The sequence below is a fragment of the Flavobacterium oncorhynchi genome (assembly GCF_002217355.1).
Taxonomy (GTDB): Bacteria; Bacteroidota; Bacteroidia; order Flavobacteriales; family Flavobacteriaceae; genus Flavobacterium; species Flavobacterium oncorhynchi.
In genome coordinates, this window is the sequence record NZ_MUHA01000012.1 from 1 (window position 1) to 26,298 (window position 26,298).

21 protein-coding genes and 1 tRNA gene are annotated in these 26,298 nt (G+C 32.6%); 7 read left to right on the top strand and 15 right to left on the bottom strand.

The window, feature by feature from the left end; all coding sequences use genetic code 11:
• From B0A75_RS09755 to B0A75_RS09765, 3 genes are all read right to left on the bottom strand, one after another.
• On the bottom strand, nucleotides 1–944 hold a 944-nt coding region (locus B0A75_RS09755; protein WP_133063519.1), incomplete at its 3' end, for a vitamin K epoxide reductase family protein.
• A gap of 53 nt (nucleotides 945–997) precedes the next feature.
• The gene (locus tag B0A75_RS09760; RefSeq protein ID WP_089054096.1) at nucleotides 998–2,098 is read right to left on the bottom strand and encodes a TlpA family protein disulfide reductase; all 1,101 of its coding nucleotides are present in this window, start codon (nucleotides 2,096–2,098) and stop codon (nucleotides 998–1,000) included.
• Nucleotides 2,099–2,388: 290 nt separating this feature from the next.
• Nucleotides 2,389–2,661 carry a hypothetical protein gene (locus tag B0A75_RS09765; protein WP_089054097.1) on the bottom strand — a complete coding sequence of 91 codons (273 nt, stop codon included), beginning with the start codon at nucleotides 2,659–2,661 and terminating at the stop codon, nucleotides 2,389–2,391.
• Nucleotides 2,662–2,922: 261 nt separating this feature from the next.
• On the opposite strand from B0A75_RS09765, the gene B0A75_RS09770 reads away from it, so the two are divergent.
• Nucleotides 2,923–3,255 (top strand): helix-turn-helix transcriptional regulator, encoded by a 333-nt coding sequence (locus B0A75_RS09770; protein WP_089054098.1) that lies wholly within the window; start codon nucleotides 2,923–2,925, stop codon nucleotides 3,253–3,255.
• 340 nt (nucleotides 3,256–3,595) lie between these two features.
• Here the strand turns inward: B0A75_RS09770 and B0A75_RS09775 are convergent.
• Nucleotides 3,596–3,670 (bottom strand) — tRNA-Pro (locus B0A75_RS09775).
• Nucleotides 3,671–3,847: 177 nt separating this feature from the next.
• On the opposite strand from B0A75_RS09775, the gene trxB reads away from it, so the two are divergent.
• Nucleotides 3,848–4,795, top strand: a complete 948-nt coding sequence (gene trxB / locus B0A75_RS09780; RefSeq protein WP_089054099.1) for a thioredoxin-disulfide reductase — start codon at nucleotides 3,848–3,850, stop codon at nucleotides 4,793–4,795.
• 128 nt (nucleotides 4,796–4,923) lie between these two features.
• Here the strand turns inward: trxB and B0A75_RS09785 are convergent, their stop codons facing one another.
• From B0A75_RS09785 to B0A75_RS09805, 5 genes are all read right to left on the bottom strand, one after another.
• Nucleotides 4,924–5,784, bottom strand: a complete 861-nt coding sequence (locus B0A75_RS09785; RefSeq protein ID WP_165765111.1) for a GIN domain-containing protein — start codon at nucleotides 5,782–5,784, stop codon at nucleotides 4,924–4,926.
• Nucleotides 5,785–5,870: 86 nt separating this feature from the next.
• Nucleotides 5,871–6,605, bottom strand: a complete 735-nt coding sequence (locus B0A75_RS09790) for a head GIN domain-containing protein (protein ID WP_089054101.1) — start codon at nucleotides 6,603–6,605, stop codon at nucleotides 5,871–5,873.
• Nucleotides 6,606–6,608: 3 nt separating this feature from the next.
• The gene (locus B0A75_RS09795) at nucleotides 6,609–8,330 is read right to left on the bottom strand and encodes a PspC domain-containing protein (protein ID WP_089054102.1); all 1,722 of its coding nucleotides are present in this window, start codon (nucleotides 8,328–8,330) and stop codon (nucleotides 6,609–6,611) included.
• A gap of 3 nt (nucleotides 8,331–8,333) precedes the next feature.
• On the bottom strand, nucleotides 8,334–8,666 hold the full coding sequence (locus B0A75_RS09800) for a PadR family transcriptional regulator (RefSeq protein ID WP_008464689.1): 333 nt from the start codon (nucleotides 8,664–8,666) through the stop codon (nucleotides 8,334–8,336).
• 128 nt (nucleotides 8,667–8,794) lie between these two features.
• Complete coding sequence (locus B0A75_RS09805) at nucleotides 8,795–9,274, bottom strand: DUF4870 domain-containing protein (protein WP_089054103.1); 480 nt, start codon at nucleotides 9,272–9,274, stop codon at nucleotides 8,795–8,797.
• A gap of 229 nt (nucleotides 9,275–9,503) precedes the next feature.
• Between B0A75_RS09805 and B0A75_RS09810 the strand changes: the two genes are divergently transcribed.
• Both B0A75_RS09810 and B0A75_RS09815 read left to right on the top strand, forming a co-directional pair.
• Complete coding sequence (locus B0A75_RS09810) at nucleotides 9,504–9,956, top strand: DUF4442 domain-containing protein (RefSeq protein WP_089054104.1); 453 nt, start codon at nucleotides 9,504–9,506, stop codon at nucleotides 9,954–9,956.
• 324 nt (nucleotides 9,957–10,280) lie between these two features.
• Complete coding sequence (locus tag B0A75_RS09815; protein WP_089054105.1) at nucleotides 10,281–13,676, top strand: polysaccharide deacetylase family protein; 3,396 nt, start codon at nucleotides 10,281–10,283, stop codon at nucleotides 13,674–13,676.
• A gap of 212 nt (nucleotides 13,677–13,888) precedes the next feature.
• Here B0A75_RS09815 and B0A75_RS20510 read toward each other — a convergent pair whose 3' ends face one another.
• From B0A75_RS20510 to B0A75_RS09840, 6 genes are all read right to left on the bottom strand, one after another.
• Nucleotides 13,889–14,047: a hypothetical protein gene (locus tag B0A75_RS20510; RefSeq protein ID WP_165765113.1), complete on the bottom strand. Its 159-nt coding sequence runs from the start codon at nucleotides 14,045–14,047 to the stop codon at nucleotides 13,889–13,891.
• A 131-nt stretch (nucleotides 14,048–14,178) separates the two neighbouring features.
• Nucleotides 14,179–16,416, bottom strand: a complete 2,238-nt coding sequence (locus B0A75_RS09820; RefSeq protein ID WP_089054106.1) for a multicopper oxidase family protein — start codon at nucleotides 16,414–16,416, stop codon at nucleotides 14,179–14,181.
• Between the two features lie 399 nt (nucleotides 16,417–16,815).
• Nucleotides 16,816–17,376: a helix-turn-helix domain-containing protein gene (locus B0A75_RS09825; RefSeq protein WP_089054107.1), complete on the bottom strand. Its 561-nt coding sequence runs from the start codon at nucleotides 17,374–17,376 to the stop codon at nucleotides 16,816–16,818.
• Nucleotides 17,377–17,378: 2 nt separating this feature from the next.
• The gene (locus tag B0A75_RS09830; RefSeq protein WP_089054108.1) at nucleotides 17,379–17,909 is read right to left on the bottom strand and encodes a DUF3347 domain-containing protein; all 531 of its coding nucleotides are present in this window, start codon (nucleotides 17,907–17,909) and stop codon (nucleotides 17,379–17,381) included.
• Nucleotides 17,910–18,061: 152 nt separating this feature from the next.
• A complete protein-coding gene (locus B0A75_RS09835) occupies nucleotides 18,062–18,448 on the bottom strand; it encodes a hypothetical protein (protein ID WP_244284376.1) in 387 nt (128 codons plus the stop codon).
• Nucleotides 18,449–18,519: 71 nt separating this feature from the next.
• The gene (locus tag B0A75_RS09840) at nucleotides 18,520–19,353 is read right to left on the bottom strand and encodes an AraC family transcriptional regulator (protein ID WP_089054110.1); all 834 of its coding nucleotides are present in this window, start codon (nucleotides 19,351–19,353) and stop codon (nucleotides 18,520–18,522) included.
• Between the two features lie 102 nt (nucleotides 19,354–19,455).
• Between B0A75_RS09840 and B0A75_RS09845 the strand changes: the two genes are divergently transcribed.
• The 3 genes from B0A75_RS09845 to B0A75_RS09855 all read left to right on the top strand — a co-directional run bounded on the left by B0A75_RS09845 (nucleotide 19,456) and on the right by B0A75_RS09855 (nucleotide 26,276).
• Nucleotides 19,456–20,622 carry an MFS transporter gene (locus tag B0A75_RS09845; RefSeq protein WP_089054111.1) on the top strand — a complete coding sequence of 389 codons (1,167 nt, stop codon included), beginning with the start codon at nucleotides 19,456–19,458 and terminating at the stop codon, nucleotides 20,620–20,622.
• 612 nt (nucleotides 20,623–21,234) lie between these two features.
• A complete protein-coding gene (locus tag B0A75_RS09850; protein ID WP_089054112.1) occupies nucleotides 21,235–24,465 on the top strand; it encodes a SusC/RagA family TonB-linked outer membrane protein in 3,231 nt (1,076 codons plus the stop codon).
• Between the two features lie 17 nt (nucleotides 24,466–24,482).
• On the top strand, nucleotides 24,483–26,276 hold the full coding sequence (locus B0A75_RS09855; protein WP_089054113.1) for a RagB/SusD family nutrient uptake outer membrane protein: 1,794 nt from the start codon (nucleotides 24,483–24,485) through the stop codon (nucleotides 26,274–26,276).
• Nucleotides 26,277–26,298 lie beyond the last annotated feature (22 nt).

The following is a 26,298-nucleotide window of genomic DNA, read 5'->3' on the forward strand; positions in this document are numbered from 1 at the left end:
ATATAACCGGAATTTGCAATTAGAGGTTTATAAACTAATTTAAAATCATTGCTTTGAAATGAAAATAGATATATCATTTCAATTATTATGATGCCAATAATTACCAAACAAATTGGGCACCATTTTTTTTCAACAAATTTCTGATAATACAACGAAGCCAAAATGACTGGTATTGAAAGTATCAGTGCGCATTTTTGAATAGAAAAAAACACAACTGAATCTCCTAAAAGAATTAGAATAAACAACCCCAGAAATTGAGTTGTAAAAAAGTAAATAGTTAAATCGCTAAAATTAAGAGTTTTAAAGATTTTCCATTTATCAGAACTCACTACAGTGGTACAACTAGTAGATACAGTTATATTACAAAAGTTGTTGATGAGCTTGCTTTTTGCTCCAAATAGATCCTTAAGAGCTGCAACAGAAAATAAAAGCCCAATTACTGGAAAAAAGAAAAACAAAAAAGTTTTATAATCAGTATGGTAGGATGAAATAATTAAACTAAAAAATATTAAAGATACTAAAGAAAGAAGCATGTAAAATTGCTGTTTTTCTTTTCTTTTTATTTTTCCTTTTCCTTCGTCACTACTCTCAGCTAGAAACACCATGTTGTTCCATCTCGATTCTAATGATAATTTGGAAACTTTAGTTTTTTTTTTATTTTTAAAACTAAAATAACCGTGACTATTTTTCTCTAAAAAGTGGAATTGAGATGCACTTAAATTTTCACTTAAAAGCGTGACAAACCGATCTGGTAAATTATCTATCTCCGAAAACTCAACTCGTACAGCCGCATTATCAATATTAAAAAAAGATAAAGTATCGCTTATAGCCAATAAGGAAGGATAACTTGGATGTGATTGTACTTGAAATAAGAACTCAGGTTCATCCAATGGTATCTCTTCTTTTTTTAAATATTGAAAAAGAAAATTAAAAAAAGCATTCATATATATATTGTTTTTGAAAAATTAAACCTTGCATTTAATTGATAACTATAGTTCTATTTTGAAGTTTTTAAGCTGCTTATTGAATCTATTGAAAAGTATCTGCCAGTAATTTTTTTATTACGATCTAAGACAAAATAGGCTGGTATATAGTTTATTGTAGATTCTAAACTTCCCTTATCTAAGTTTTTATTTAACATATAACTTTTCCATGGGTAGTTTTCTTTTTCATAGGCTTTCTTCCAATCCTCTGCATTTCTATCTATACTTATAGAAATTAGTTGAATTTTTGTCGTGTCCAACAAAGAATAATTAAGCTTTAATTTTCTAGCTTGTATTCTACAGCCACCACACCAACTAGCCCAAAAATCAATTATGTATATTTCTTTATTAGGTTCAAAAATATTTAGGTAAGTAACAGCATTCCCGTTTATGTCAAGAACAGGGAAGTTAGGAAATACCCTACCTTTTCTAATACTTTCCTTCTTTAGTAAATAATTTATTAATAAGTTGTAAGTCTTAGTTTTTTCGAAATTGTTTTTTAGCTCACTTAAGCATTTTTTTAACATTACATCAGATAAAAAAAATCTACTATCATACAGTTTAATGATAGTGTAATATTTTTTAGAATTTTCTGAAACCCATTTATAAATGTGATTTTCATAGCTGGACCATAACTCATATTGAGAATCGCTTTTAGCAATGGTTCCGTTTTTATTAAGTAGCTCTTCTATTAAATGCCTATTTAGGTTATGTGGTATATCATGATAGGAACGATTTTTCTCGTAAAACTCATTTTCACCACCACTAACTACTATCTTTGGGGCGTCTAATTTAATTGAAATAGCATCATTAGTTACTATAAACATAGGACTTAAGATATCAGAATATGCTTTATTAGATTTTTTTGTCAATATAGCTTGAAAAGGCTCACTAAATTTTCGAATGATCTGAAATGTGTTTCCTGATTTTCTGAAAGAATCAATTTTAATTGATTGACCTTTTAAGTCATATTTTTCAAGATAGATAACAGAATCATCAGGGATATTAGTGTTTGAAAAATCAATAGTAATATTGCTATAAAAAGGTTTGTTGAATTTGTTCTTAACATCTTTACAACTTGTAAGAAGTAGACACAAAATAAGATATCTATACATTTATGTTTTTGTTTTAATTAATTCATCGCATATAAGTAATAAAGCCTAAATAAGATCAATTTGGATTTGGCTTTTGTTTCCATTCTCCTCAAGGACGGTTTTATATTTAAGATAATTTCACATATATTTAGTTAATCTGTTTTCTATTTTAACTTGGGAACAAATAAAATAGGTCAAGACTCAGGAGTTTTTGAATTTTAAAAATCACTTTTTAAATATGAAATAGATATTAATTATTCTACAAATTTGAAGTAAAAACTAGTAGATTATCAATATCTATTTCATTCTTTCTAAAATGGTGTCCAGATACAAGCTGTTCCATAATCATCGCTATGATAACCGCCAGCTTCACATTTACATGTCCATTGTACACTTCCTGGACCAATTGGTACCTCAAACGTTTTACAAGTTCCATCTAGTTTTTTTCCTAAGTCTCGAACATATAGTTCGCACCTAGAGCTTTTACAAATAGGACCTTCGTCACCTGAAGATCCACCATTAATGGCTCTCATTTCAGCTCTAGTTAGTGTTTCTTTTATATTCTTTAAACTAATTTTTTTCATAATTTTTAAAATTTAGAAGTTAAATAATAGTTGTAAAAATCTTTACTATACCTTTTATCTCTTTTGCCATGTGCACTTGGAATCTTTTAAAAATAATGTAAGATAATTAATTCAAATATAACGAGTGAGTAGAATAATCCTTATGCATTTTTATGCGAAATTTATTCGAAATTTATTTATTAAGGTTACTTATTAAAATATTTTAACAACTAACGCTTAAATAATATATATTTGTAATAATGAAAGAAAAAACTCTGTAAAATGTTGAAAAATAAATTGCTAAAAGCCAGATTGAACAAGGGGGCGTCTCAAGAAGAAATCGCTGACTTAGTAGGCATGAGTCAACCCAATTATAGCCGTAGAGAAAAGGGATTAAAGAAAATATCTGATATTGAATGGATCAAATTAGCCAAAGTGTTGGGGGTAAAAAAAGAGGATATTTACGAGGCCGAGGATGAAGTTGCAACTGTTGTTGCAAATAATTCCTGTAAAAGTCATCATTTTAATGTCCCTGATTTTGTCATTGAACATATCGAATTTTTAAAAGAAGAAAATAAAGAACTCAAAGAAAAATTAAAAAAATACGAAATCTAAAGATGTCAACCTTAAAAAAAGATTAATACAGCTCTTTTGTAGCTAGCTCATTTCTTAAAATATTTTAAATTGGCAAGGAGCCATATAATTTTATTTACTTCAACTCACATTGTATTTTTACTTCTTAATCGCTCATAAACCTTCCCTAAAAGGGAAGATTTATGAGCGACAATGTTAACAAGTGTTGCTATCTCATAGCATTCTATTCATAAAATAGAGAACAGTTAGAAAGTTACTTATCCATTATAAAGTTAGCTGCCCAACTCTCCAAAGTGATATAAACTAAAAATATAGAAAAAAATTAAAAACAAAAAAGCCGAACATTTCTGTTCGGCTTTTGTCGGGGTGGCAGGATTCGAACCTGCGGCCTCCTGCTCCCAAAGCAGGCGCGATAACCGGGCTACGCTACACCCCGAAGATGTATTTGTTGTACTGCCCGTAAGCGGATGCAAATATAGTAATAAATTTTGTTTACAAAAGGAAAAACGAAAAATAAATAAAACTTATTTTGAGATAGTTATTTCAGATTTATTTTGAGTGTTATTTTTTATAATAAAGTTTACATTTGCATCACAAAAAAACTATTCACATTATGTCAGATACAATCGAAAAAATTAAATGCCTTATTATAGGTTCTGGTCCTGCGGGTTATACTGCAGCAATTTATGCAGCCAGAGCAAACATGAATCCAGTGTTATATCAAGGAATGCAGCCTGGAGGTCAGTTGACTACCACTAATGAAGTTGAAAATTTCCCAGGTTATGTTGATGGTGTTACGGGACCAGAAATGATGATTCAATTACAAGAACAATCAAAACGTTTTGGTGCTGATATCCGTGATGGATGGGCTACAAAAGTTGATTTTTCAGGCGATATTCATAAAGTTTGGATTAATGATACAATCGAATTACACTGTGAAACGGTTATTATCTCTACAGGAGCATCTGCTAAATATTTAGGATTACCTTCAGAACAGCATTATTTACAAATGGGCGGAGGAGTTTCTGCTTGTGCTGTTTGCGACGGATTTTTCTACCGTAATCAAGAAGTTGTGATTGTTGGAGCAGGAGATTCTGCTTGCGAAGAAGCACATTATTTATCTAAGCTTTGTAAAAAAGTTACCATGTTAGTAAGAAGCGAAAAATTCAGAGCTTCAAAAATTATGGAAGAACGTGTTCGTAAAACTGAAAATATCGAAATTTTAATGAACCATGATACAGTTGAAGTTTTAGGTGATGAAAATGTTGTTCATGCGATAAAAGCTAAAAATAAAACTACTGGTGAAGTTTTTGATATTCCTGCGACTGGATTTTTCGTAGCAATTGGTCATAAACCAAACACAGATATTTTTGCAGATTATATTACTCTTGATGAAACAGGATATATTGTAAATACTCCAGGAACATCTAAAACAAATGTTGAAGGTGTTTTTGTTGCTGGAGATGCTGCAGACCATGTATATCGTCAAGCAATTACTGCTGCTGGTACGGGTTGTATGGCTGCGCTTGATGCTGAAAGATATTTGGCTTCAAAGGAATAAACTAAAAGGATTATCTTTCATGTTCTTTGAATATGAAAAATGCAAATATGAAAAAAGTCCCATTCTTAATTGAATGGGACTTTTTTGTTTATTGGCTTCTTCTAAATTTTAGTGGTTTAGAAAGCTATTTACAATGTTGTTGCTTTTGCTTTTGGTGCACCCGGTTTTTTAATCAGTTTTGCTTCTTCACTAAAACGGGTAAGTTCTATTTTTGGATCTCCCAATAATGAGATTTCAGATTTGTCTCCAGCTGCTATTGCGATACTCGTTTCTGCTAAAATAGAAGCAATGGCAGAGCCTTCAGTTGTAACATTTGCTTCTTTCAAGGTAAATTTTGTTCCTGTAAATACAGAATTGTTGTCTAAACGAATCGTTGCTTTTTCGGCAATTCCTTCAATTGCAGCATTGGCTTTTTGATACAAATCGCATTTAAATTTCATAGCAGAAACTAAGGTTTTTATTGAGGCATATTTGCTCAATTGTAAACTAGCTTCATCTGATTTTAAATTTAGTTCTGTTTTTGATCTGTCATCCGCAATTAAACTGAATTTTTTTGAGTTTACATTCAGCAATAATTTTGAAAAATCTATGCTCTTAAAAGTAATATCATCTAATTGAACTTCTTGAATTGCATATATAATTGCATCATTTTTAACACTGACTTTAGTCAGTGAATTAGTGTATATAACATGTACAGCAAGTTTTTTAAAAATGGTACTTTCTTTTGTGGTGAATAAACGCAGTGTTTTTTCCTTTAAATCTGTTCCAATGATATCATGAATATTATCATCAGCTTCAATTTTAATTTCGTTTTTTTCTCCTTTTTCAAGGTAAACTTCGATATTGTCCTCTACTTCGATGGCATCAAAACTTCCTACTTCTTTAATTGATGTAGTAACAATTTTAGAACCTTTTATTTTTTCTTTTTTTTGAGCAAACGTTAATGTTGTAACTAAAAGCAATAGCAGCAGTGCAGTATTTTTTTTCATTAATTCTAGATTTGATTTTAGCAAATATAAAAAAATCATCCACTTTTGATGAATGATTTCTTTTATATTTAACAGTTAAGGGCAGCTTAACGCTGGCTTACACTTCCACCTGAGCTTACATTTTTTTCGATTGTTTTAGGAGCAATGTCATAATCAATATCACCTCCGCTCGATGCGTCTGCTTTTAAACTCACGATTGGGTGTGCAGTTATGCTTCCGCCGCTTGAGGCTTTTGCCTGCACCTCGTTTGCAAGTAATTTCTTTGCGTCAATGCTTGAACCGCTCGAAGCTTTTGTTTGAACTCGCAATGCTTTTCCTTCTATCTTAACATCACTTCCGCTGCTTGCGTTTACAATGATATTGTCAGATTCAATGTTAAGATTCATATTTGCAGCACTTGAAGTTTCAAGCTCGATGTTTTCTCCCTGAATGATATTTTTACCTATTACAGATGATGCGCTGGAAGCCTCTAATTTATTTATAACAGGCATTTTTACAGTCACCTTTTTCATCGTAATATTTCGGAAAGAACTGAATTTGCAGTGAATAACTAAAGTTCCGTTCTCAACCTTTGTAATAATTTCTTTCTGTAAATTATCATCGGCTTCTACTACAATTTCGGTAGCGTCAGATTGTTCGATTACCAAGTCAATAGCATTGCTGACTTTTACGTTCTGAAAATCTCCTTGAACAATTCTTTTTTCGGTGGTTACGTGTCCGCTTCCTTCAATTGTCTTCATGTTAAAATTACAAGAGGCAAATAATAATGCGGTGATAGTCGCAACAATAAATTTTGTAATATGAATGATTATTTTGATCATGGCTTAGTTAATTTTAATTACAACTCCGTTTTTATCAGTGGTTAGCTTTCCGTTGGTTTTTTTTCCGTTAAGAACTTCTTTTCCATTTATTTTAATAGAAACTTCTTTTACCGTATCATTATCAATTTGGTTTACTTCCTCTACATCGTCATATTCATTTTCATCAGCTGGGCAGTTTAAACATTTAATTTTTGATCCTTCAACTTTGTAGTTGTAGTTTCCGCTAAAATGCAGATTAAAAAAATCATCTTCAGAATCATCATAATCTTGTACAGATGCGTCTGGTTTAAATAACTGCCCTTCAGGTAAGTATAAGTATACGTCAACTTCTTGGCCTCTAAATTTGTTCTTTACATCTGTAAGAAAATAGTTGTCCAAAATTAAAGAATTTCCTTTAACTTGAAATTTATAATCAATTTTTTCTGCTCTTTGTTTTGCTGCAATAAATGAGTTACCTCTTGCGCTTTTTTCTATTTGAATATAAGGAGCAGCTTCATCAGTGTGTAAAACATGTAAACGAACATCATTAGAATAGATTAACTGATTGTTTGCTGAATCTTGTACAAATTCAAATTCGCTGCGGTGATTCAAATCTTTTGCATAATAATCGTTGTATCTGAATTTTACAAACAAAGTATCTTTTGTACTAATGTTAAGTGCTTTTTTCTCTGCGGTTTTATTGTCGTATGAAATTTCAGTAGCTTGTTTAATTCCAATGCTGATTGCAATTGCAACAGCAATAATCCAAATTGCCAGCAAAGTGTATTTTGTGATGTTTCCGATTGATTTTAAACTTGGAGACAATAGTTTGAATCCTAATAAAGTCAGAAAGAAAAACGGAATCCCAACTGCAAAGAACATTAATAAGCCAAACGACCATATAGGATAATCTGTAAAGTTTCCTGCGTCAACGAAGTTTTGCCAAGGAAAGTCAACAAAAACATTAGTTCCAAGAGTAAAAACTCCAATCAACAACATAATCAAAACACTAATTCCAGACATGATTAAAATTACGCCTAAAAACTTAGCGAAGATTTTAAAGATGGTCATGATAAAGTCTCCAAATGAACTACTTATTCTCTCAGCTCCCGACTTTACTTGGTTTCCCATTTTGTCATAATCTGCATTTTTAAATTTATCAGATAATGAATCAATTTCTTCACGTACTTTTTTTTCGATGTTTGAAATGGTTACCGGCTCACCAGTCATCTCCAATTTTTCTGAAGTTGTAACCGCTTCAGGAGTTACAACCCAAAGTACGAAGTATGCTAGAATTCCAGTTCCGAAACCTGCAAAAACAAATACTAAGAATAAGATTTTGATCCATACAGCATCAATTCCAAAATAATGTCCTAATCCAGTTGCTACACCGCCAATCATACCTTTTTCTTTATCACGGTATAATTTTTTGTGTTTTCTTGCACCGTAATTATTAAAAGATTGAGATGATTTTTCTTCGTCTTCAATGATGTAGTCCTCAGGTTGTCCCATTACCGTAATCACTTCGTCAACATCTTTTAGCCCTACAACATGTTTTTCGCTTTTTTGTTTTTCTGTTAATAATTCAGAAACGCGCATTTCGATGTCTTTGATTATTTCATCTTGACCAGACGAGTTATTAAGAGATCTTTTTATAGCGTCAAAATAGCGTGTCAATTTTAAATATGCATCTTCATCGATGTGAAAAAACATACCGCCTAAGTTAATATTTACTGTTTTGTTCATGACTTATTGATTTTGATTGGTGATTAGATTTACAGCATCAGATAATTCTGTCCAGGTGCCGCTAAGTTCGTTTAAAAATGTTTGTCCTATCTCGGTTAATCCATAATATTTTCGTGGCGGCCCTGAGGTCGATTCTTCCCAGCGATAATTTAGTAAACCGTCATTTTTCAGCCTAGTTAAAAGTGGATATACAGTTCCTTCAACAACTAGTAATTTTGCGTTTTTTAAAGTGTCTAATATTTCAGATGTATATGCGTCTTTTTCTTTTAATACTGATAAGATGCAAAACTCAAGAACACCTTTGCGCATCTGGGCTTTTGTGTTTTCAATGTTCATAATTTCATTTTGTTTTTTTTAGATTGAACAATTCGTTTTTTGATTGATGATGATTGATTGATGATTGAATTCGAAACTATTCTTGTTGATTGCTTGTAAAGTTTCGACTATAACTTTTAATTTGTTGATTACTTTATAAAAGGAATCGTGAGCGGATATTTATATAATTCTCCGTTTGAAGCTTTTATTGAAGCATAAATCACTAAAAAGAATTCAACAAATTTTAAAACTCCAAAAAGTAAAACTGCTGTTAAACCAATACTTATTAATCCAATGTTTCCTTCGAAGTTGAAATTTCTGATGACAAAATTTTCGTCATTAAAAACTGCTTGCATAGGGATGTTCTGCAGGATAACGGCAAAGAAAATTGGAATTGCAATTAAAGCTAAAACTAAAGTGTAAAGCAATAAACTCAATTGAAAATTCAATGTCTGTTTTCCGTGGTGATTTACAAATTCTGATTTGTCTTTGTAACTCGTCCAGATTAATATTGGAAAAATGTAATTTCCAAATGGAATAATGTACTGAGTTAACGTACTTAAATGTGTGAACGTTGCAGTGTTCTTTTCTGATGTTGTTTCCATGATGAGTGGTGTTGTTGTTTCCATGATTAAAAGTATATAGTAATTTCTTATACAAATATATGGCTAAAAGACAGTATCTTGTTTTGCATAGTACCAAATATTAACAAAATTTTAACAAGTTTCAGATTTTAAAAACACCTATAAAAGACTGAAAACCATTCGTAAGTCCTGTTTTTACTGCTGATTTAGGAAAGTAAAAGCAATTTATTGTGCGTGCATAGTTTTTTCGTATTTTTACAAAAAAATAAATTCTATGGCTGTATCAGTTTCCAAACTCAACAAATTTGTATTATTCAAATTACCATCGGCATACATATGTGGTGTACGTGTAAAGGCAATCGACAAAGACAGATGTATAGTAAGTGTTAAACACCGTTGGATAAATCAAAATCCTTTCAATTCAATGTATTTTGCGGTTCAAGCAATGGCTGCCGAATTAACTACAGGAGCTTTGGTTATTTCGCAGATACAAGAAAGCGGTAAAAAAATATCAATGCTTGTTGCTAATAATAAAGGGAACTTCACCAAAAAAGCAACTGGCCGAATTACTTTTGTTTGTAATGACGGGCACTTAATTGCCGATGCAATTCAAAGAACAATAAAAACAGGTGAGGGACAAACGTTTTGGATGAAATCTATAGGAACAAATGAAGATGGAGTTCAGGTTTCGGAAATGGATTTTGAATGGAGTGTTCGACTTAAATAAAATAGCAATAAAGAAATAGTATATATGACCTGTTTTAAACAGGTCATTTTTTTGCGTAATGTTTTGTAAAATGCTGAATTTTATTGTTTTAGTTTGTTTTTTGCAGAATTTACTTTTGTAATTTTATTCGAAATTACTGCTGTATATAAAATTAGTTTATTAATGCGATCTTCATTTAGTAATAATAATTTTACAATTTAAAGAATTATCTTTACATAGTAAGCGTCTCATTTATAATAAGATATCGGATTTTATTGATGTTGTTGAAGGCTTTAAAGATTTCAGATTAATTTTTTAATAGCATTTATCTAAAAAGAAAAGTTTATGGATGGTAAAAAGCAAGTATTTCAGACTGTTACTCAAAAACGCTGGAAAACTTTTCAATGGTCAAGTCGGCTTATTTTGTTTATTCTTATTTTAATGGTTCCCATCTTTTTTATCACTTTAAAAAGAGGATTAAAGCCGCCATTGCCGCTTTTAGCCAATAGCAGTCGAGCAGGACATAGTTTAGAAAATCCTGTTACACCCAAAAATCTGACAGATAAAGAACTTAAAAAATTTAAAGGTTTTGATTATTTCTTAAGAGCAAAAAACAAAATAGATAAATTAAAAAAGCAGCCTGCTGTTGCAAAAACAGCTTCAGAAGTCAGGGCAGCTTTTTATGTAGACTGGGATCCGCAAAGTTTATTTTCGCTTCAAAAAAATATTGACAAACTCAATATGGTAATTCCTGAATGGTTTTTTATTGATCCTAAAACAGATTTACTGCGAACAGAAATTGATACAGCAGCATTAAAAGTAATGAAAAAAGGGAAGGTTAAAATTCTTCCTCTAATTAATAACATAAATGAATCTTTAGGTGAAGGTGAATTTGACGGGGATCTTATTCATCGCATTCTTCATGATACAAACAAAAGAGAAAGACTTATTAATGACATCGTAAAAGCCTTGAAAAAATATGATTTGCAAGGAATAAATATCGATTTTGAAGAATTTAAGGAAAATGCAGATGAGCCAATAATTGCTTTTCAAAAATCATTATATGAAAAACTGCATCCGTTGGGCTATTTAGTTACGCAGGATATTATGGCAAACGATGAGGATTTTAATATAAAAGCATTGTCAAAATACAATGATTATATGTTTCTTATGGCTTATGATGAGCATTATGCCGGCAGTATTCCTGGAGAAATAAGCAGTCAAAAATGGATAGAAAGAATTGTAGACAAAACAGCCAAAGAAATTCCGTCAGACAAAATTATTCTCTGTTTTGCCGGTTACGGCTACGATTGGCAGGAAAAACAGGAAGGTCAAACCATTACCTACGATCAAGCAATTGCTGTTGCGAAACAATATAATGCGACAATAAAGTTTGATAATAACAGCTACAATAACTCTTTTAAGTATGCAGACAGCAATGGGAAAAAACATGAAGTAAATTTTGAAGACGCAGCAACCAATTTTAACACGATCAGGTTTAGTGATGAATACGGTTTGGCAGGAACTGCTTTATGGCGTTTAGGCAGCGAAGATCAACGTTTATGGACTTATTATCATCGAAGTTTAACAAACGAAAGTCTTAAGAATAAGCCTTTTGATTTTAAAGTGATGAAACGTGTCAATACGCGAATAGAAAGTCCTGCCTATATTGGCGATGGAGAAATACTAAATGTTATTGCTGATCCTGCACCAGGAAAAATTGAATTGGAAATCGATAAAGAGGAAACAATCATTACCGAACAGAGATATGTAGAATTACCAACTAAATACGTAATCAGCAAATTTGGAAATGTAAACAAACAAGTTATTTTAACTTTTGATGACGGACCTGATCCTATTTATACACCAGAGATTCTAGATATTTTAAAGAGAGAAAAAGTACCGGCTGTTTTTTTTGTTATTGGTATTCAAGGAGAAAATAATATTCCGTTACTGCAAAGAATTTACAAAGAGGGTCACGAAATAGGGAATCATACTTTTACTCATCCCAATATTGCTTTGGTAAGCCCGGAAAGGGCGGCTAAAGAAATGGAAACAACACGATTATTAATCGAAGCAGTTACCGGAAGAAGTACGGTTCTTTTTAGAGCGCCTTATAATGCAGATGCTGAGCCAACCACAGAAGCTGAACTCAAACCAATTGCTTTAAGTAAAGCTCAAAATTATTATACAGTCGGCGAAAGTATAGATCCTAACGATTGGGAAAAAGGTGTAAGTGCTGATTCTATTTATAAGAGAACAATATCGCAATATGAGGCAAATCCTGATAAAGGTATTATTTTGCTTCATGACGCCGGCGGAAACAGAGAGGCTACTGTTGCTGCTTTGCCGCGAATCATTAAATATTTTAAAGACAGAAATATTCAGTTTACAACAGTTTCTCATTTGCTGGGTAAAACTAAAGAGGAGATTATGCCGGAAGCAAAGGGGCCGTTTATCTCATTGGATAATTTTATTTTCGATTTTGGATATTGGTTTGGACATTTTATTACAGCGACATTTTGGGTTGCCATTTTTATGGGGTTCTTAAGAATTGCGTTAATGGCTGTAATGGCTTTTATAAAAAAATGGAAGGATCACAAATATCCGCCAGTTTATAAAGACTTTGAAGGTGAGCTTCCAAAGGTAAGCATTATTGTTCCTGCCTATAATGAGGAAATAAATGCCGTAAAAACAATCGAAAATTTATTGGGTCAGGATTATCCTTTCTTTGATATTGTTTTTGTTGATGATGGTTCTAAAGACAAAACTTTTGCAATGATCAATGAAGCTTTTGCTAATAACCCGAAAGTAAAAGTACATACGAAACCAAACGGAGGAAAAGCATCGGCATTAAATTACGGAATTGCGTTGACCCAAAATGATTATGTAATTTGTATTGATGCTGATACACAACTAAAAACGGATGCTGTTTCGCAATTAATGAAAGGATTTAGAATTCAGTTAAAAAACAATGAAGAAATTGGCGCTATTGCAGGAAATGTAAAAGTGGGAAATGAAAATACAATGCTTACGAAATGGCAGAGTATTGAATATACAACGGCACAAAATTTTGATAGAAGAGCTTTTGATTTAATCAACGGAATTACGGTTGTTCCCGGAGCAATTGGCGCGTTTAAAAAAGAGGCAATAGAAAAAGCGGGAGGATTTACAACTGATACACTTGCAGAAGACTGCGATTTAACGATTCGTATTTTAAGAAACGACTACCATATTATAAATTGTATTGAAGCGGTAGCGGTAACAGAAGCTCCCGAAAGTTTGAAGGAGTTTATGAAACAGCGTTTTCGCTGGAGCTATGGTATTATGCAGGCTTTTTGGAAAAATAGAGAGGCTTGTTTTAATCCAAGATATAAAGGATTAGGAATGGTCGCTTTGCCTAATATTCTGCTTTTTCAAATTGTACTGCCAATTTTTGCACCTTTGGCAGATTTAGTTCTTATTTTAAGTTTATTTTGGAATTATAATGATCCAGACAGTCTTCATAAAATACTAATTTACTATATAGCATTTATGTTGGTTGATATGCTGGTTAGTGTAATAGCTTTTATATTTGAGAAAGAAAAACTGACTAAATTAATATGGTTAATTCCACAGCGATTTGTGTACAGACAATTGATGTATGTAATTTTATTTAAAGCCTTACGACGAGCCATAAAAGGCGAAAGTCAAAGCTGGGGAGTTCTCACACGAACAGGAAATGTGGCAACGGTAAAATAGTTTTTGAAGTTTTTTTGCCACAGATTAAAAGATTAAAAGGATTTCTTTGTCAAAGTTGGTTACGAGTTTTCTCGCCGCGAATTTCACGAATTACTTTGTGACAATTTAAGCGTACTTTAAATTAATGTCAATTCGTGAAATTCGCGACGAAAAAAAAACATAAAAAAAGGCCTCAAATATTTGAGGCCTTTTGCTTTTAATAAATGCAGCGATTATTTTTTAGAGCAGCATTTTTTGTCTTTTTTATCATCTGTTTTTTTAGAACAAGATTCTTTTTTAGCTTTTTCTTTTTTCGGAGCTGGTTTTGTGTCTTGTGCTTGTGCACCAATTGTAAATAATGCGATTGCTAAAACGGTAAATAATTTTTTCATTTTTTGTGTAATTTAATTGTTAGGTAATATTCTTTTTTTGATTGAAAAATGTTAAGCCAAATATAACACGATTTAGTTTTGAAAATTGTCAACAATAAGTTAATGAGAGAAAAAAAGCATTAAAATTAGTGTTAATAATTCAAACTTACTCCAAAGCCAATTCCCATATCGCTGTCATAGTGCGTTGTGATTCCAAAGTTTCTGCCCGCTACATATTTTAAACCCGCCATGTATTCCTTGTCTGTATTCCACATTAGATTCATTCGCAAGCGTCTAGAAAGCGGAATATCTTTTCGTTCAAATTGTATTCTCACATTACCATCAGTATAAACCTCAACTTGTGCTTTTACAAGCATTGGTAAAGTATATTCGATACCAGCGCTAAGAACCGAACGATTGTCTTTGGTATTCTTTTGACCAAACATATTTTGTTCCTGTTCATCCATTCCCATTTTTCGGTATCGCCAGTCAAAACCTATAAAAGGCATAAACCATTGCATTTTTCCAATGTATCGGCCAATGTGTGTTTCGGTTTCATATCCATGTTTGTCATTATAACCTAATCTCCATTCTGTGCCAATGCTCCATCTTGTGTTGCCAAGCATAGCTTCTCCATCGTTTCCATTTGAAGCAAAATCATTTTCGGCCATAAAATGAAACATACGATCGTCCATTTTTAGCATTTTGTCTGCCATTTTAGGATCATGAATCAACGGATTTGGAGCTGAATTTTCATAAGTAAAAATACGTCCCATTCCTGCCATCATATGATACAAAATGTGACAATGAAAAAACCAATCGCCATCAGCATTTGCCTGAAATTCGATTGTGTCTGTTTCCATTGGCATAATGTCGATAACATTTTTCAGCGGAGAATAATCGCCATGTTCATTCAAAATCCTAAAATCGTGTCCGTGTAAGTGCATTGGGTGGCGCATCATTGATCCGTTGTACAATACAATACGTACATTTTCGCCTTTTTTGATTAAGATTTTATCTGTTTCAGAGATTACTTTATTATCTAAACTCCAAACATAGCGATTCATATTTCCAGATAACTCAAAACGTAATTCTTTTACAGGAGCATCTTTGGGCAGCGTTGTTATTGTTGGAGATTTTAGCATTCCGTAATTTAAAGTTGTGATCTCGGCAGTTTCAGTCGTATCACTTGACATTTTCATGTCGCTCATATCATGTTTCGAATGATCTACTTTTTTCATTGATTCCTCTTCTCCAGAAATTTCAGGATACATCACAGCATTCATGTCCATTTTGTTGAGAGACATTTTCATACCCATATCATTCATTTCGCCGTTCATTTTCATCATGTCATTCATCATTTGCATACCCTCAAAATATTTCAATTTTGGAAGATGTGAAACAGGTTGTTTAGTTCCTGCACCTAAAAATAAAGAAGCTGATCCAGTTCTGTCTTCGGCTGTAGCCAAAAAAGCAAAAGATTTGTTGTTTTCAGGAATTGTTACAACTACATCATAAGTTTCAGAAACAGCAATAATCAATCGATCGACTTCTACAGGTTCAACATCATTACCATCGCTGGCTACAACCGTTATTTTTCCGCCGCCATACGTCAGCCAGAAATAACTTGAAGCACCTCCGTTTGCAATTCGCAGTCTCACTTTATCGCCTGCTTTAAATTGCGAAAGCTGATCTTCGTTTTTTCCGTTAATCAAAAACTTTTCATAATAAACATCACTCACATCCATGGCATTCATGCGTTTCCATTCGTTGGTGACTTTTGTCGAGAATTTCCCTTTTTGAATCGCCTCGGCATAACTTTGTGTAGTTCCTTTTTTTATAGCAAACCAATCGTTGGCATTGTGCAGCATTCTTTGCACATTCTCTGGTTTTAAATCAGTCCACTCGCTTAAAATTACTGGAATAGTGGGTAAATCATCAATGCCTTTTCTAAAAGTAGGATCGTCTTTCTTTTTGTTGATAATAAAAAGACCATATAGACCTATTTGTTCCTGTAAACCTGAATGGCTGTGATACCAATAAGTTCCGTTCTGGATTATAGGAAAAGTATATTTATGAGTTGTTCCCGGTTTTATAGGCATTTGTGTTAAATAAGGAACACCGTCTTCTTTATTTGGCAAAAATAAACCGTGCCAGTGCATTGCTGTGTTTTCCTTTTTTAAATCATTGTGCACATAAATTTCGGCAATATCACCTTCGGTAAAAGTCAAAGTCGGCATTGGGATTTTTCCATTTACAGTAAGTGCACGTTTTTCTTTTCCTGAGAAATTTACGATCGTGTCGCGAACGTGTAAATCGTACCGAACTACTTTTTGTGCTTGGGCACTAAAGGCGATCAAAAAAGTAATTATAATAGTATATAGTTTCATATTGATTTTTTAAAGATTAAGATTTCGTAATCGTAAATGTTGTACGATTGCAGAAATCGAACTTAAACTCATTGCTGAAGCGGTCTGAATTCCTTCAATAATGTTTAAGGTTTTCCGACTTTTTACGATAATCATTGCTTGACATTCTTGAGGTAATATATTGATAAGTCATTGTTTTATCTTTTTTTAGTTATTACAATGCAAATGTCCGAAGTAAGGTTTATTTCGGATTGTATAATTATAAGAATGATTTGTAATATTTAGGAAAAAGTATTTAACTGCAAAGGACGTAAAGAGTATCATTTTTTGTTTGATTTTCCGTTTCTCAAGATGACAAACGAGATGTTCACTTATTAAAAAAACAACATGTTTCTTTGCATGTTTTACGGTTTTAAAAAATTACAAATTCTCAATATGAATGCGCTTTTTATCTTTCAATTGTTTAAAATTGGTAGGCGTGTAGCTTGTTACTTTCTTGAACTGATTGCTCAAATGCGCTACATTACTGTAGTTTAGCATATCAGCAATTTCGCTTAGCGAAAGTTCATTGTAAATCAATAACTCCTTTACCTTTTCTATTTTTTGACAGATAAAATATTTTTCAATCGTGGTGTTTTCAATTTCTGAAAATAAATTGCTCAATGAATTATAATCCTGATTTAGATTCTCTGCTAAATAATCAGATAAATTAGTTTTGAGTTCTACATTTTTGTGATGAACTAAATCAATAATAAGATTCTTAATCTTCTCTATTGTTTTACTTTTTTTATCATCGATTAAATCGAAACCTAAAGATTGAAGATTCTTAAGTAAAATTTCTTTTTGATTTTCAGTAATGACGTCCTGTAATTTGACTTCGCCTAATTCTACAGAAATAGTTTGAAGTCCAAGTTTTTCAAGCTCAGACTTCACAACCATATTACAACGAGCGCACACCATGTTTTTGATGTAGAGCGTCATATTTATTTGATAGTTTCTACTACGTTTCCGCAAGTTAGCATTGAAGAACCATAATATGGGTTTTTAACCGCTTTTTCTTTGCTTAACCAATCAGCGTCAGCCATTGGGCAATGTTGTTTGTAAACAACTTCATTAGATTTTGAAACTTTGATTAAATCATAAGTGTTTTTAGTCAACGATTTAAAAGTTTCACGTTGTTTTTTAAGGTCGCTGGTTGTAGAAATGCTTTTTGCATCAGCAGTCATTTTTTTTACTGCTTTCATCCAAACATTATGTTCTTCATTTTTTAGTTTGTCCATTTTAACTTCTGTAATAGCAGCCAATAAATCTTTAGCTTTCGCCGAAGTTAATTTGGCATCACTTTTTATTAAAGCGTCTTTTACTGCAAAATAAGCGTCATAAACAGATTGTAATTGATTAGAATCAGCAATTTCTGTTGTAGTTGATTCTGTTGCGATCGAATTGGCTTGCGCAAAATTTACAGAAAATAATAATGCGATTGCTAGTGCTATTGTAGATGTGAAATTTTTCATTTTTTCTAAATTTGATAAAAAGGATTTTAATTTTCCTTTTTAAGTTTAATATGTTTTTTTAAAGTCTCGATGTTAAGTTATTTGCGTCTTTTGTATGAAAAACCATATGTTGGAGGTTGGTTTAGATCCAATTATGGCTGTCGCAAATACAATTATTTTATTTTGGGCAGAAGCCAAATAGAAGTAAAACCGTCTGAAATAGCAGCGGTTTTGTGAAACGAGATTGATTTCTCGGTAGAGAAATTAAACAAATTAGTGTCAAATTCAAATTCATTCAAAGCGATCAAACTAAACGATAAAGCAGTTGGTGTGCATCCAGAGTGATCACATTTTCCGTTACAGCCATGTTGATCTTTTTTAGGACTTTGATCTTTTTTACAGCACTCTTTCTTGCAAGTGTCAAGGTTTTCCTTTTTTGAAGAAGTGCTTTTTTCATGCGAAGTTTTTTCAGAAGAGCGTCCACAAGCATAACTCTCAGCTGACATCAAAAAGACACCAAGAGTTAAAAATAGATATAATATGTGGATTTTTTTCGTCAATTAGAATTGTTTTATAAGTACAAATTTAAAGATTTTTTTTAAGAGCACCTATATATTTAAGATTTTGAATGTTACGTTTTTTTAAAATCTGTGGGATTCATGTTTTTTCTCTTTTTGAAATAATTCGATAAATGACTTTCATCTGTAAAACCGAATTCGTAGGCAATTTGTTTAATAGGTAATTGATTATTGTGAATTCTTTTTTCTATTAAAGTAGTTCTCAGATTATGTATATAATCTCTGTAACTGATAGAAAAAGTTCTTTTAAAATAAGCACTGAAATAGGTTTGCGCTATATTAAAATGATCGGCTATAACTTTAATTTGAACAAGTTTTGGCTGGTAAATATTTTGATGTATATAAGTTGCTATTTGTTCATTGTCGATATGAGCCGATTTCATTTGCAAGTTCATTCCTCTGATTGTTTCTTTAATCAAACCAAATATGGAAAGAATTTGATAAAAGACAATAGGCGAAGTAGTAACATCTATCTTGCAGTTGTAAGCCGTAATGTTTTCGACTGTATTTTTTAGAATCGTTTTGCAAGGATCATCTAATTTTAAAACAGTTTCTTTTAGGAGTTTATCCCGCATAAAATCCTCCGGCGTATGTAGAAGCAAATCATCGCAAAAAAGATTTTTATTTGAGTTGAAATAATTATCGGTAAACTTGATATAAACAAATCGAGTTGTTTTTTTTATATCAAAGTAATGCTTGTCTTCGGGCGAAATTACAAATAGATCACCTGATTTATAGGGAAGCAGGTTATTGTTCAAATGATGAACTCCGTTTCCTTTTTTGATATAAATGATTTCGTAATACGTATGCGTGTGCGGAGGCAGGTGAAATTTGTCATCTTCAAATTCATCAATAACCAAAGTTTTGAATTGATTTAATTTTGGCATAACTTAAATTTACAAGTTTATATCGCAAATGTACAATTTTCATTCAGACATATAGTGTTAAATTTGCAGTATAGAAAATCTATTCCTTTCTTATAAAAACAAATGAAAAAAAGTCTTATTGCGCTCTCATTTGGAGGCTTAACTATTGGTATTACAGAATTTGTAATGATGGGTCTGCTTCCAGATATTGCTTCAAATATGAAAGTGTCGATTCCAGTTGCTGGATATCTTATTTCGGCATATGCACTTGGTGTTGTTATTGGAGCACCATTATTAGTAATCCTTGGAAGAAACTTTCCGCCCAAAAAAATGCTCTTAATTTTGGCATTAATGTTAACTGTTTTTAATGCGCTTTCAATTATTGCTCCAACCTATAACTTTTTGTTTGCTTCGCGATTTTTGTCTGGTTTACCGCACGGTGCCTTTTTTGGTGTTGGTGCTGTAGTAGCAAGTCGTTTGGCAGATAAAGGAAAAGAAGCTCAGGCAATTGCTATTATGTTTTCGGGTTTAACTTTGGCTAATTTAATTGGAGTTCCAATAGGAACTTATATAGGACATCACTTTTTATGGCGTTATACTTTTGTATTGATTGCAATTGTTGGACTGCTCACTTTTCTATTCATTTATTTGTGGATGCCGAGTTTAGAAAAAGGAGAGACTGTTAATATGAAAAAACAATTGGAGTTTTTCAAGAAAACCGAAGCTTGGCTGATTATTGGAATTACGGCAATTGGTTTTGGAGGATTGTTTGCTTGGATTAGTTATATTGCTCCCTTGTTAATTAATGTTTCTAAATTCTCTGAAGGTGATGTTTCCTCTATTTTAGTTTTGGCGGGGCTTGGAATGGTGGTCGGGAATTTTGCAGGTGGTAAACTGGCTGATAAATTTTCACCCGCGCCAACCACATTGGCTTTACTGTTTGTTATGTCAATCGATTTGATTTTGGTTTACTTTTTCTCTTCAAATCAATACGTGTCGTTGTTTTTGACATTTTTAACTGGATGTATTTCTTTTTCGGTAATAGCGCCAATTCAAATGCTTATGATACGAACTGCGAAAGGTGCTGAGATGATTGCTTCTGCTGCGCTTCAAGGAAGTTTTAATATCGGGAATGCTTTGGGAGCGTTTTTAGGTGGACTGCCTTTAACAGCCGGTTATAGTTATGCTTCACCAAATTTAATAGGAGTAGGAATGTCTATTATGGGAATGCTTATAACGATTACTTTAATTAGAGCACATAGGAACAATTTGAAACTTCAAAGAATCTAATTATTTCCTATTTAATACTATTTAAACCCTTAGATGTTTTCTAAGGGTTTTTTTTATGGCTTTATATTATTTGTTGAGGTCTAAAAGTGTTTAATGTTTTAAAAGTTTATCTCGAGTATTTTACTGCTGTCTTTTTGTAAAGAAAAACTTTGTAAAAAATGGAGGGCGATATAAAGTTTGGTTTTGTGCTTTTTGTTTTTTAAATGTTAAAAACACACTTAAAAATATCTTAAATTGTAAACATGTAATCGATTGTTTTTTTTGGAAAATCGCAATGAATTCTAAAATTACAATAATATATTTAATATTTATACATCGATTAAATTACACATATTGTATAAAAAGTCGATTTTATTTTGCTTATATAATTTTTATTATGAAATTTTTATGAATTTTAATTTTTTGTATAAAAAAAATATCTATGTTTGTGCAATCGATTACAATTTTTTCAAACTGTTAAAAATACTTTGGTTTTTAATAGCAATAAAATGGATAAAACCTCTGATTTTATTGAAAGAAAAAGAAAAAACGTTTGCAAAAGCTGTAATTGTAAATTAAAAAAAAACCACAAAAAACCACTTTTAAAACAATTAATAACTTAAACAATCAACCATGAATTTTAATGATTTATTAAACAAAGGAACAAATCGTTGCTTTGCTGTTGTTTTCTTATTGTGCTTACTGATGGGCAATCGAGCGCATGCTCAGACTGTGACATTAGAAGGAACTGTTAAGGATGCGGCAGGACTTTCTCTGCCGGGAGTTAATGTTCTTGAAAAAGGGACAAAGAATGGAACTTCGACAGATTTTGATGGACACTACAAAATTAAATTAACAAATCCGAAAGCAGTTTTGACTTTTTCTTTCATAGGATTTGTAACTAAAGAAGTTTCGGCGGCAGGTAAGACTAAAGTTGATGTATCGTTAGTTGAAGATGCAAATAATTTAAATGAAGTTGTGGTGATAGGTTACGGTACTGCAAAAAAATCTGACTTAACAGGTGCAGTTGCTTCAATTTCAGGAAATGAATTGAAAAAGGTACCTGTTTCTAATATTGCAGAAGCTTTAACAGGACGAATTGCCGGGGTTCAGGTTGTTTCAACTGAAGGTTCGCCAGATGCAGATATTAAAATTAGAGTGCGTGGAGGCGGATCTTTAACGCAAGATGCTTCGCCTTTAATAATTGTTGACGGTTTTCCTGTAAACAGTATGAGTGACATTGCAGCTTCAAATGTTGAGTCGATGACCGTATTGAAAGATGCTTCTTCTACAGCAATTTATGGGTCGAGAGGAGCAAATGGTGTTATTATTGTAACTACTAAAACTGGTAAGGACGGAAAAATGGCAGTAAGCTACAATATGTTTTATGGTATGAAAACAATGGCTAATGACATTGATGTACTGCCTACAGAAGATTTTGTAAAATGGCAGTATGAATATGCTTTACTTGAGCAAAAAGATAAAACTATTTTAAGTAATCCAACATCTTATACTAAGTATTTTGGAAACTGGGAGGATCGCGATTTATATAACGGAGTAAAAGGAACAGACTGGCAAAAGCAAATTTATGGTCGTCGCGGCGAAGTAAACAGTCGTGATTTAGGAATTCGCGGAGGTACTGAAAAATTGAGTTATAATTTTAACTATGCATATTACGATGAGAAAGCCATTATGGTTGGCTCTGATTATAAAAGAAACAACTTATCGCTAGCATTAAAGAATAAAGCAAGTGATAAAATCGATCTTGGTTTTACAGTACGTTATTCTGATACAAAAATAAATGGAGGAGGAGCTAATGAGCAAAACGAAGTTTCATCTCTTGACAGCCGTTTGCGTCATAGTGTTGGATATTCACCAATTCCAATGCCGGGACTAACTACAGATAATGATGATCAAAGTGTTAACAGTTATTTAGTGAATCCATTTTTAGCGATCTCAGATAATAACCGTCAACAATTTAGAAAAAACTATAATTTATTAGGAAGCTTTGGTTGGAAGCTTGCTCAAAATCTAAAATTTCAAAGTGATTTAGGATTAGACAATTTTAATAATACAGATTATCGTTTTTACGGTTCTTCTACTTATTTTTCAAGTACTGCTAAAGTTGGGGCAGGAAAACCAGGAATGGTGATGAGCGATCGTAAAGATGTTCGTTTTAGAAATGCGAATACATTAAATTATGACTTTAAAAACATCTTAGGAGCAAACCACCATTTGACAGCGCTTTTAGGAGAAGAAATGATTACTACTACTTCAAATACAGTAACTACAACAATTCTAAACTATCCTAAATTCTTTAATTTAGATCAAGCAAAAAAATTAACAACTCAAGGAACGCCTTTTTCAGTTGATAATTTTTATAGCCCTGATGATAAATTACTTTCGTTTTTTGGACGTTTAAATTATGATTATAAAGATCGTTATTTATTGACCGCTTCTTTCCGTGCAGATGGTTCTAGCCGATTTTTAAACAGCAACCGTTGGGGGTATTTTCCAGCAGCAGCAGCAGCTTGGAAAATTTCTGAAGAAGATTTCTTGAAAAATGCTTCTTGGTTAAGTCTTCTTAAATTAAGACTGAGTTATGGTGAAGCAGGAAATAACAATATTCCTGTAGGGCAAACAGTTCAAAGTTATCAATCTAACACAAACTCTTATATAAATGGTTTTGATAGCTATTGGGCGCCATCAAGTGTTTTGGCAAATCCAGACTTGAAATGGGAAACTACTGTTACGCAAAATATCGGTCTAGATTTCGGATTTTTCAAAAATCGTCTAAACGGTACTTTCGATGTGTACAAAAACGTAACTAAAGATCTATTAATCGAGTTTCCAGTAGGAGGTACAGGGTATAAAACGCAGTACAGAAATATGGGGGAAACACAAAATACAGGTTTTGAAGCTACAGTAAACTTCATAGCAATTGAAAAGAAAAATTATGGCTTAAACTTTTCTGTAAACGTTGGGGTTAACAAAAATAGAATTAACTCTCTTGGCGTAATGGACAATTTTGGAGTAAATACCGGCTGGGCATCTACAGATATAGGTAATGATTATGCTGTAAATGTAGGTTCGCCAATGGGATTAATGTATGGTTATCAAAGTGCTGGACGCTATGAAGTTTCAGATTTTGATTATGTTGGAGGAAAATACACTTTAAAATCAGGTGTTGCTGATGCTACTAGTGTTCTAGGGGCTTTACAACCGGGAATGATGAAGTTGAAAAATACTGATGGTTCTGCTGATAATAAAGTTACAGCATCAGATCAAACTATTATTGGTAATTCTAATCCAAAAAGTACAGGAGGTTTGGTAATTAACGCAAATGCTTATGGTTTTGATCTTTCCGCTGCTTTTAACTGGACAATTGGAAATGATATTTATAACGCTAATAAAGCTGAGTTTTCTACATCAAACAGAAACGGGCAATATAAAAACTTAAGCACTGAAATGGCTGATGGTGCTAGATGGACAAACTTAGATCCAGCTTCAGGACAATTGGTTACAGATCCTGCACAATTAGAAGCGCTTAATGCTAATACAACAATGTGGTCTCCTTATATGCAGAAATTTATGTTTACGGATTGGGCGGTAGAAGATGGTTCTTTCTTTAGATTGAATACGCTGACTTTAGGATACAGCACTCCAGAATCGTTCACATCTAAACTTGGAGTGAGTAAATTAAGATTTTATTTTACAGCAACAAATGTTTTTATAATTACAAATTATTCTGGTCCAGATCCTGAGGTGTCAACAAAAAGAAAAACACCACTAACACCGGGAGTTGATTATTCAGCATACCCGAGAAGCAGACAATTGGTTTTTGGTTTAAACCTTAATTTCTAATTTTAAAATTTATCAAAATGAAACATAAAATAATAATAGCAGGTTTAATTATCTCAGGTTTATTGACGTCTTGTCAGGATTCTGCCGATGATTTTTTTGATACTCCTGCACAGTCAACATTAGATGAGCAGCTTATTTTTTCTACACCAGGATTGGCACAAGGAGCAGTTGATGGAATAAAAGTGTCGTTTGGAGAGGAGCAATCTTATAGAGGAAGACTTTTAGCTTATCAAGGATTAAATACAGATAGTGAGTGGCTTTTAGCATCTTCAAGTGATAATGCTAAATCTGATTTAGTGGTTTATGACGCTAAGGCTGATAATACAGAAATGAATTCGCCAAAAAATGCATGGGCAATGATGTATGAAGGAATTGAGCGTGCCAATTTATGTATCAGAGGAATTCGTACCTATGGTAATCCTTCTACAAATGCTGAAATGGCGCAGTTGTTGGGCGAAGCATTAACGTTACGTGCTATTTACTATGCAGATTTAGTTAGAAACTGGGGAGATGTTCCTGTACGTTTCGAGCCTGTTTCTACTAATACTATTTATATCCCTAAAACGGGTCGTGATGAAATTTATAAGCAATTGATCGCTGATTTAGGAGAAGCTTCAACTTTGGTAGCTTGGCCTAATGCGACTTCTGCAACTGCTAGTACAGAACGTGTAAATAAGGCTTTTGTAAAAGGATTTAGAGCTCGATTGGCTATGATGGCAAGCGGTTATCAGCAATATCCTGACGGAGTTAGAAGAAGTAATGATCCAGAACTTTCAGTAGCTGCAATGTACAGGTTAGCATTAGAGGAATGTCGTTCGGTTATTACAAGTGGAACTGCACGTTTAGAGCCAACTTTTGAGGGGCTTTGGAGAAAATATAATCAAGAAAATACAACTGCTGGAGGAGAATCTCTTTGGGAAATTCCTTTTGCTGATTCTAGAGGAAGAATGCTGTTTACTTTTGCGGTTCGACACGATGCTGTTGATCAATTTCAAGCTATGGGAGCAAATAAAGGAGGAGTTAACGGACCATTGCCATTTGTTTTTTATGACTATGATCAAGCTGATACTAGAAGAGATGTAACTTGTGTTCCTTATAAATGGGGAGCTGCCGTAAATGGTAAATCAAAACAAGAACTTACAGATTTACAGACTTGGTATTTTGGTAAATATCGTTTTGAATGGATGAAACGTATTGCCAGCGCGCCAAATGACGATGGTGTAAACAAAATTTATATGCGTTATGCAGAAGTACTTTTAATTGCAGCTGAAGCGGCTAATGAGTTAGAAGGAGCAGGATCTGCTGCAGTTTACCTAAAAGAAATTCGCCGCAGAGCATTTGCACCAGCAAATCAGGCTGTAAAAGTAGATGCTTATGTAGATGCATTGACAAGTAAAGATGCAATGATGAATGCTATTATTGAGGAAAATAAATTAGAATTTACAGGAGAATTGGAACGTAAATATGCATTGATCCGTTGGAATTTGCTAAAAACAAAATTAGACGAAGCTAAAGTTAAAATGGCAGATCTGAAAGCGCGTACTGGTAAGTATCAAGATGTGCCTAAAACATTGTATTACAAATATCAAGATGATGGATTTACATTGGATATTTATGGTTTAAATCGTGGCGAAACTCAAGCCCCGGTAGGTTATACGTCAAAAAGTTGGGATAAGCTGGAGGATAATAAAATAACCACTTTATATAAAGCCGGAGTAAATCCAGATAAAAGACAATTTTGGCCAATCTGGCAGACATTTATTGATGGAAGCAATGGGAAATTAGTAAATGACTGGGTTTTTGGAAATTAATAATAATTAATTTATAGTAATA

Excerpts from the sequence above, each read along its gene's own strand:
- B0A75_RS20510 (WP_165765113.1), bottom strand. The coding sequence starts at position 14,047 with ATGAAAAAATTATTTACCGTTTTAGCAATCGCATTATTTACAATTGGT.
- B0A75_RS09855 (WP_089054113.1), top strand. The coding sequence starts at position 24,483 with ATGAAACATAAAATAATAATAGCAGGTTTAATTATCTCAGGTTTATTG.
- trxB (WP_089054099.1), top strand. The coding sequence starts at position 3,848 with ATGTCAGATACAATCGAAAAAATTAAATGCCTTATTATAGGTTCTGGT.
- B0A75_RS09830 (WP_089054108.1), bottom strand. The coding sequence starts at position 17,909 with ATGAAAAATTTCACATCTACAATAGCACTAGCAATCGCATTATTATTT.
- B0A75_RS09810 (WP_089054104.1), top strand. The coding sequence starts at position 9,504 with ATGGCTGTATCAGTTTCCAAACTCAACAAATTTGTATTATTCAAATTA.
- B0A75_RS09825 (WP_089054107.1), bottom strand. The coding sequence starts at position 17,376 with ATGACGCTCTACATCAAAAACATGGTGTGCGCTCGTTGTAATATGGTT.
- B0A75_RS09800 (WP_008464689.1), bottom strand. The coding sequence starts at position 8,666 with ATGAACATTGAAAACACAAAAGCCCAGATGCGCAAAGGTGTTCTTGAG.
- B0A75_RS09785 (WP_165765111.1), bottom strand. The coding sequence starts at position 5,784 with ATGAAAAAAAATACTGCACTGCTGCTATTGCTTTTAGTTACAACATTA.
- B0A75_RS09765 (WP_089054097.1), bottom strand. The coding sequence starts at position 2,661 with ATGAAAAAAATTAGTTTAAAGAATATAAAAGAAACACTAACTAGAGCT.
- B0A75_RS09770 (WP_089054098.1), top strand. The coding sequence starts at position 2,923 with ATGTTGAAAAATAAATTGCTAAAAGCCAGATTGAACAAGGGGGCGTCT.
- B0A75_RS09840 (WP_089054110.1), bottom strand. The coding sequence starts at position 19,353 with ATGCCAAAATTAAATCAATTCAAAACTTTGGTTATTGATGAATTTGAA.
- B0A75_RS09795 (WP_089054102.1), bottom strand. The coding sequence starts at position 8,330 with ATGAACAAAACAGTAAATATTAACTTAGGCGGTATGTTTTTTCACATC.
- B0A75_RS09805 (WP_089054103.1), bottom strand. The coding sequence starts at position 9,274 with ATGGAAACAACAACACCACTCATCATGGAAACAACATCAGAAAAGAAC.
- B0A75_RS09760 (WP_089054096.1), bottom strand. The coding sequence starts at position 2,098 with ATGTATAGATATCTTATTTTGTGTCTACTTCTTACAAGTTGTAAAGAT.
- B0A75_RS09820 (WP_089054106.1), bottom strand. The coding sequence starts at position 16,416 with ATGAAACTATATACTATTATAATTACTTTTTTGATCGCCTTTAGTGCC.
- B0A75_RS09850 (WP_089054112.1), top strand. The coding sequence starts at position 21,235 with ATGAATTTTAATGATTTATTAAACAAAGGAACAAATCGTTGCTTTGCT.
- B0A75_RS09790 (WP_089054101.1), bottom strand. The coding sequence starts at position 6,605 with ATGATCAAAATAATCATTCATATTACAAAATTTATTGTTGCGACTATC.
- B0A75_RS09815 (WP_089054105.1), top strand. The coding sequence starts at position 10,281 with ATGGATGGTAAAAAGCAAGTATTTCAGACTGTTACTCAAAAACGCTGG.
- B0A75_RS09845 (WP_089054111.1), top strand. The coding sequence starts at position 19,456 with ATGAAAAAAAGTCTTATTGCGCTCTCATTTGGAGGCTTAACTATTGGT.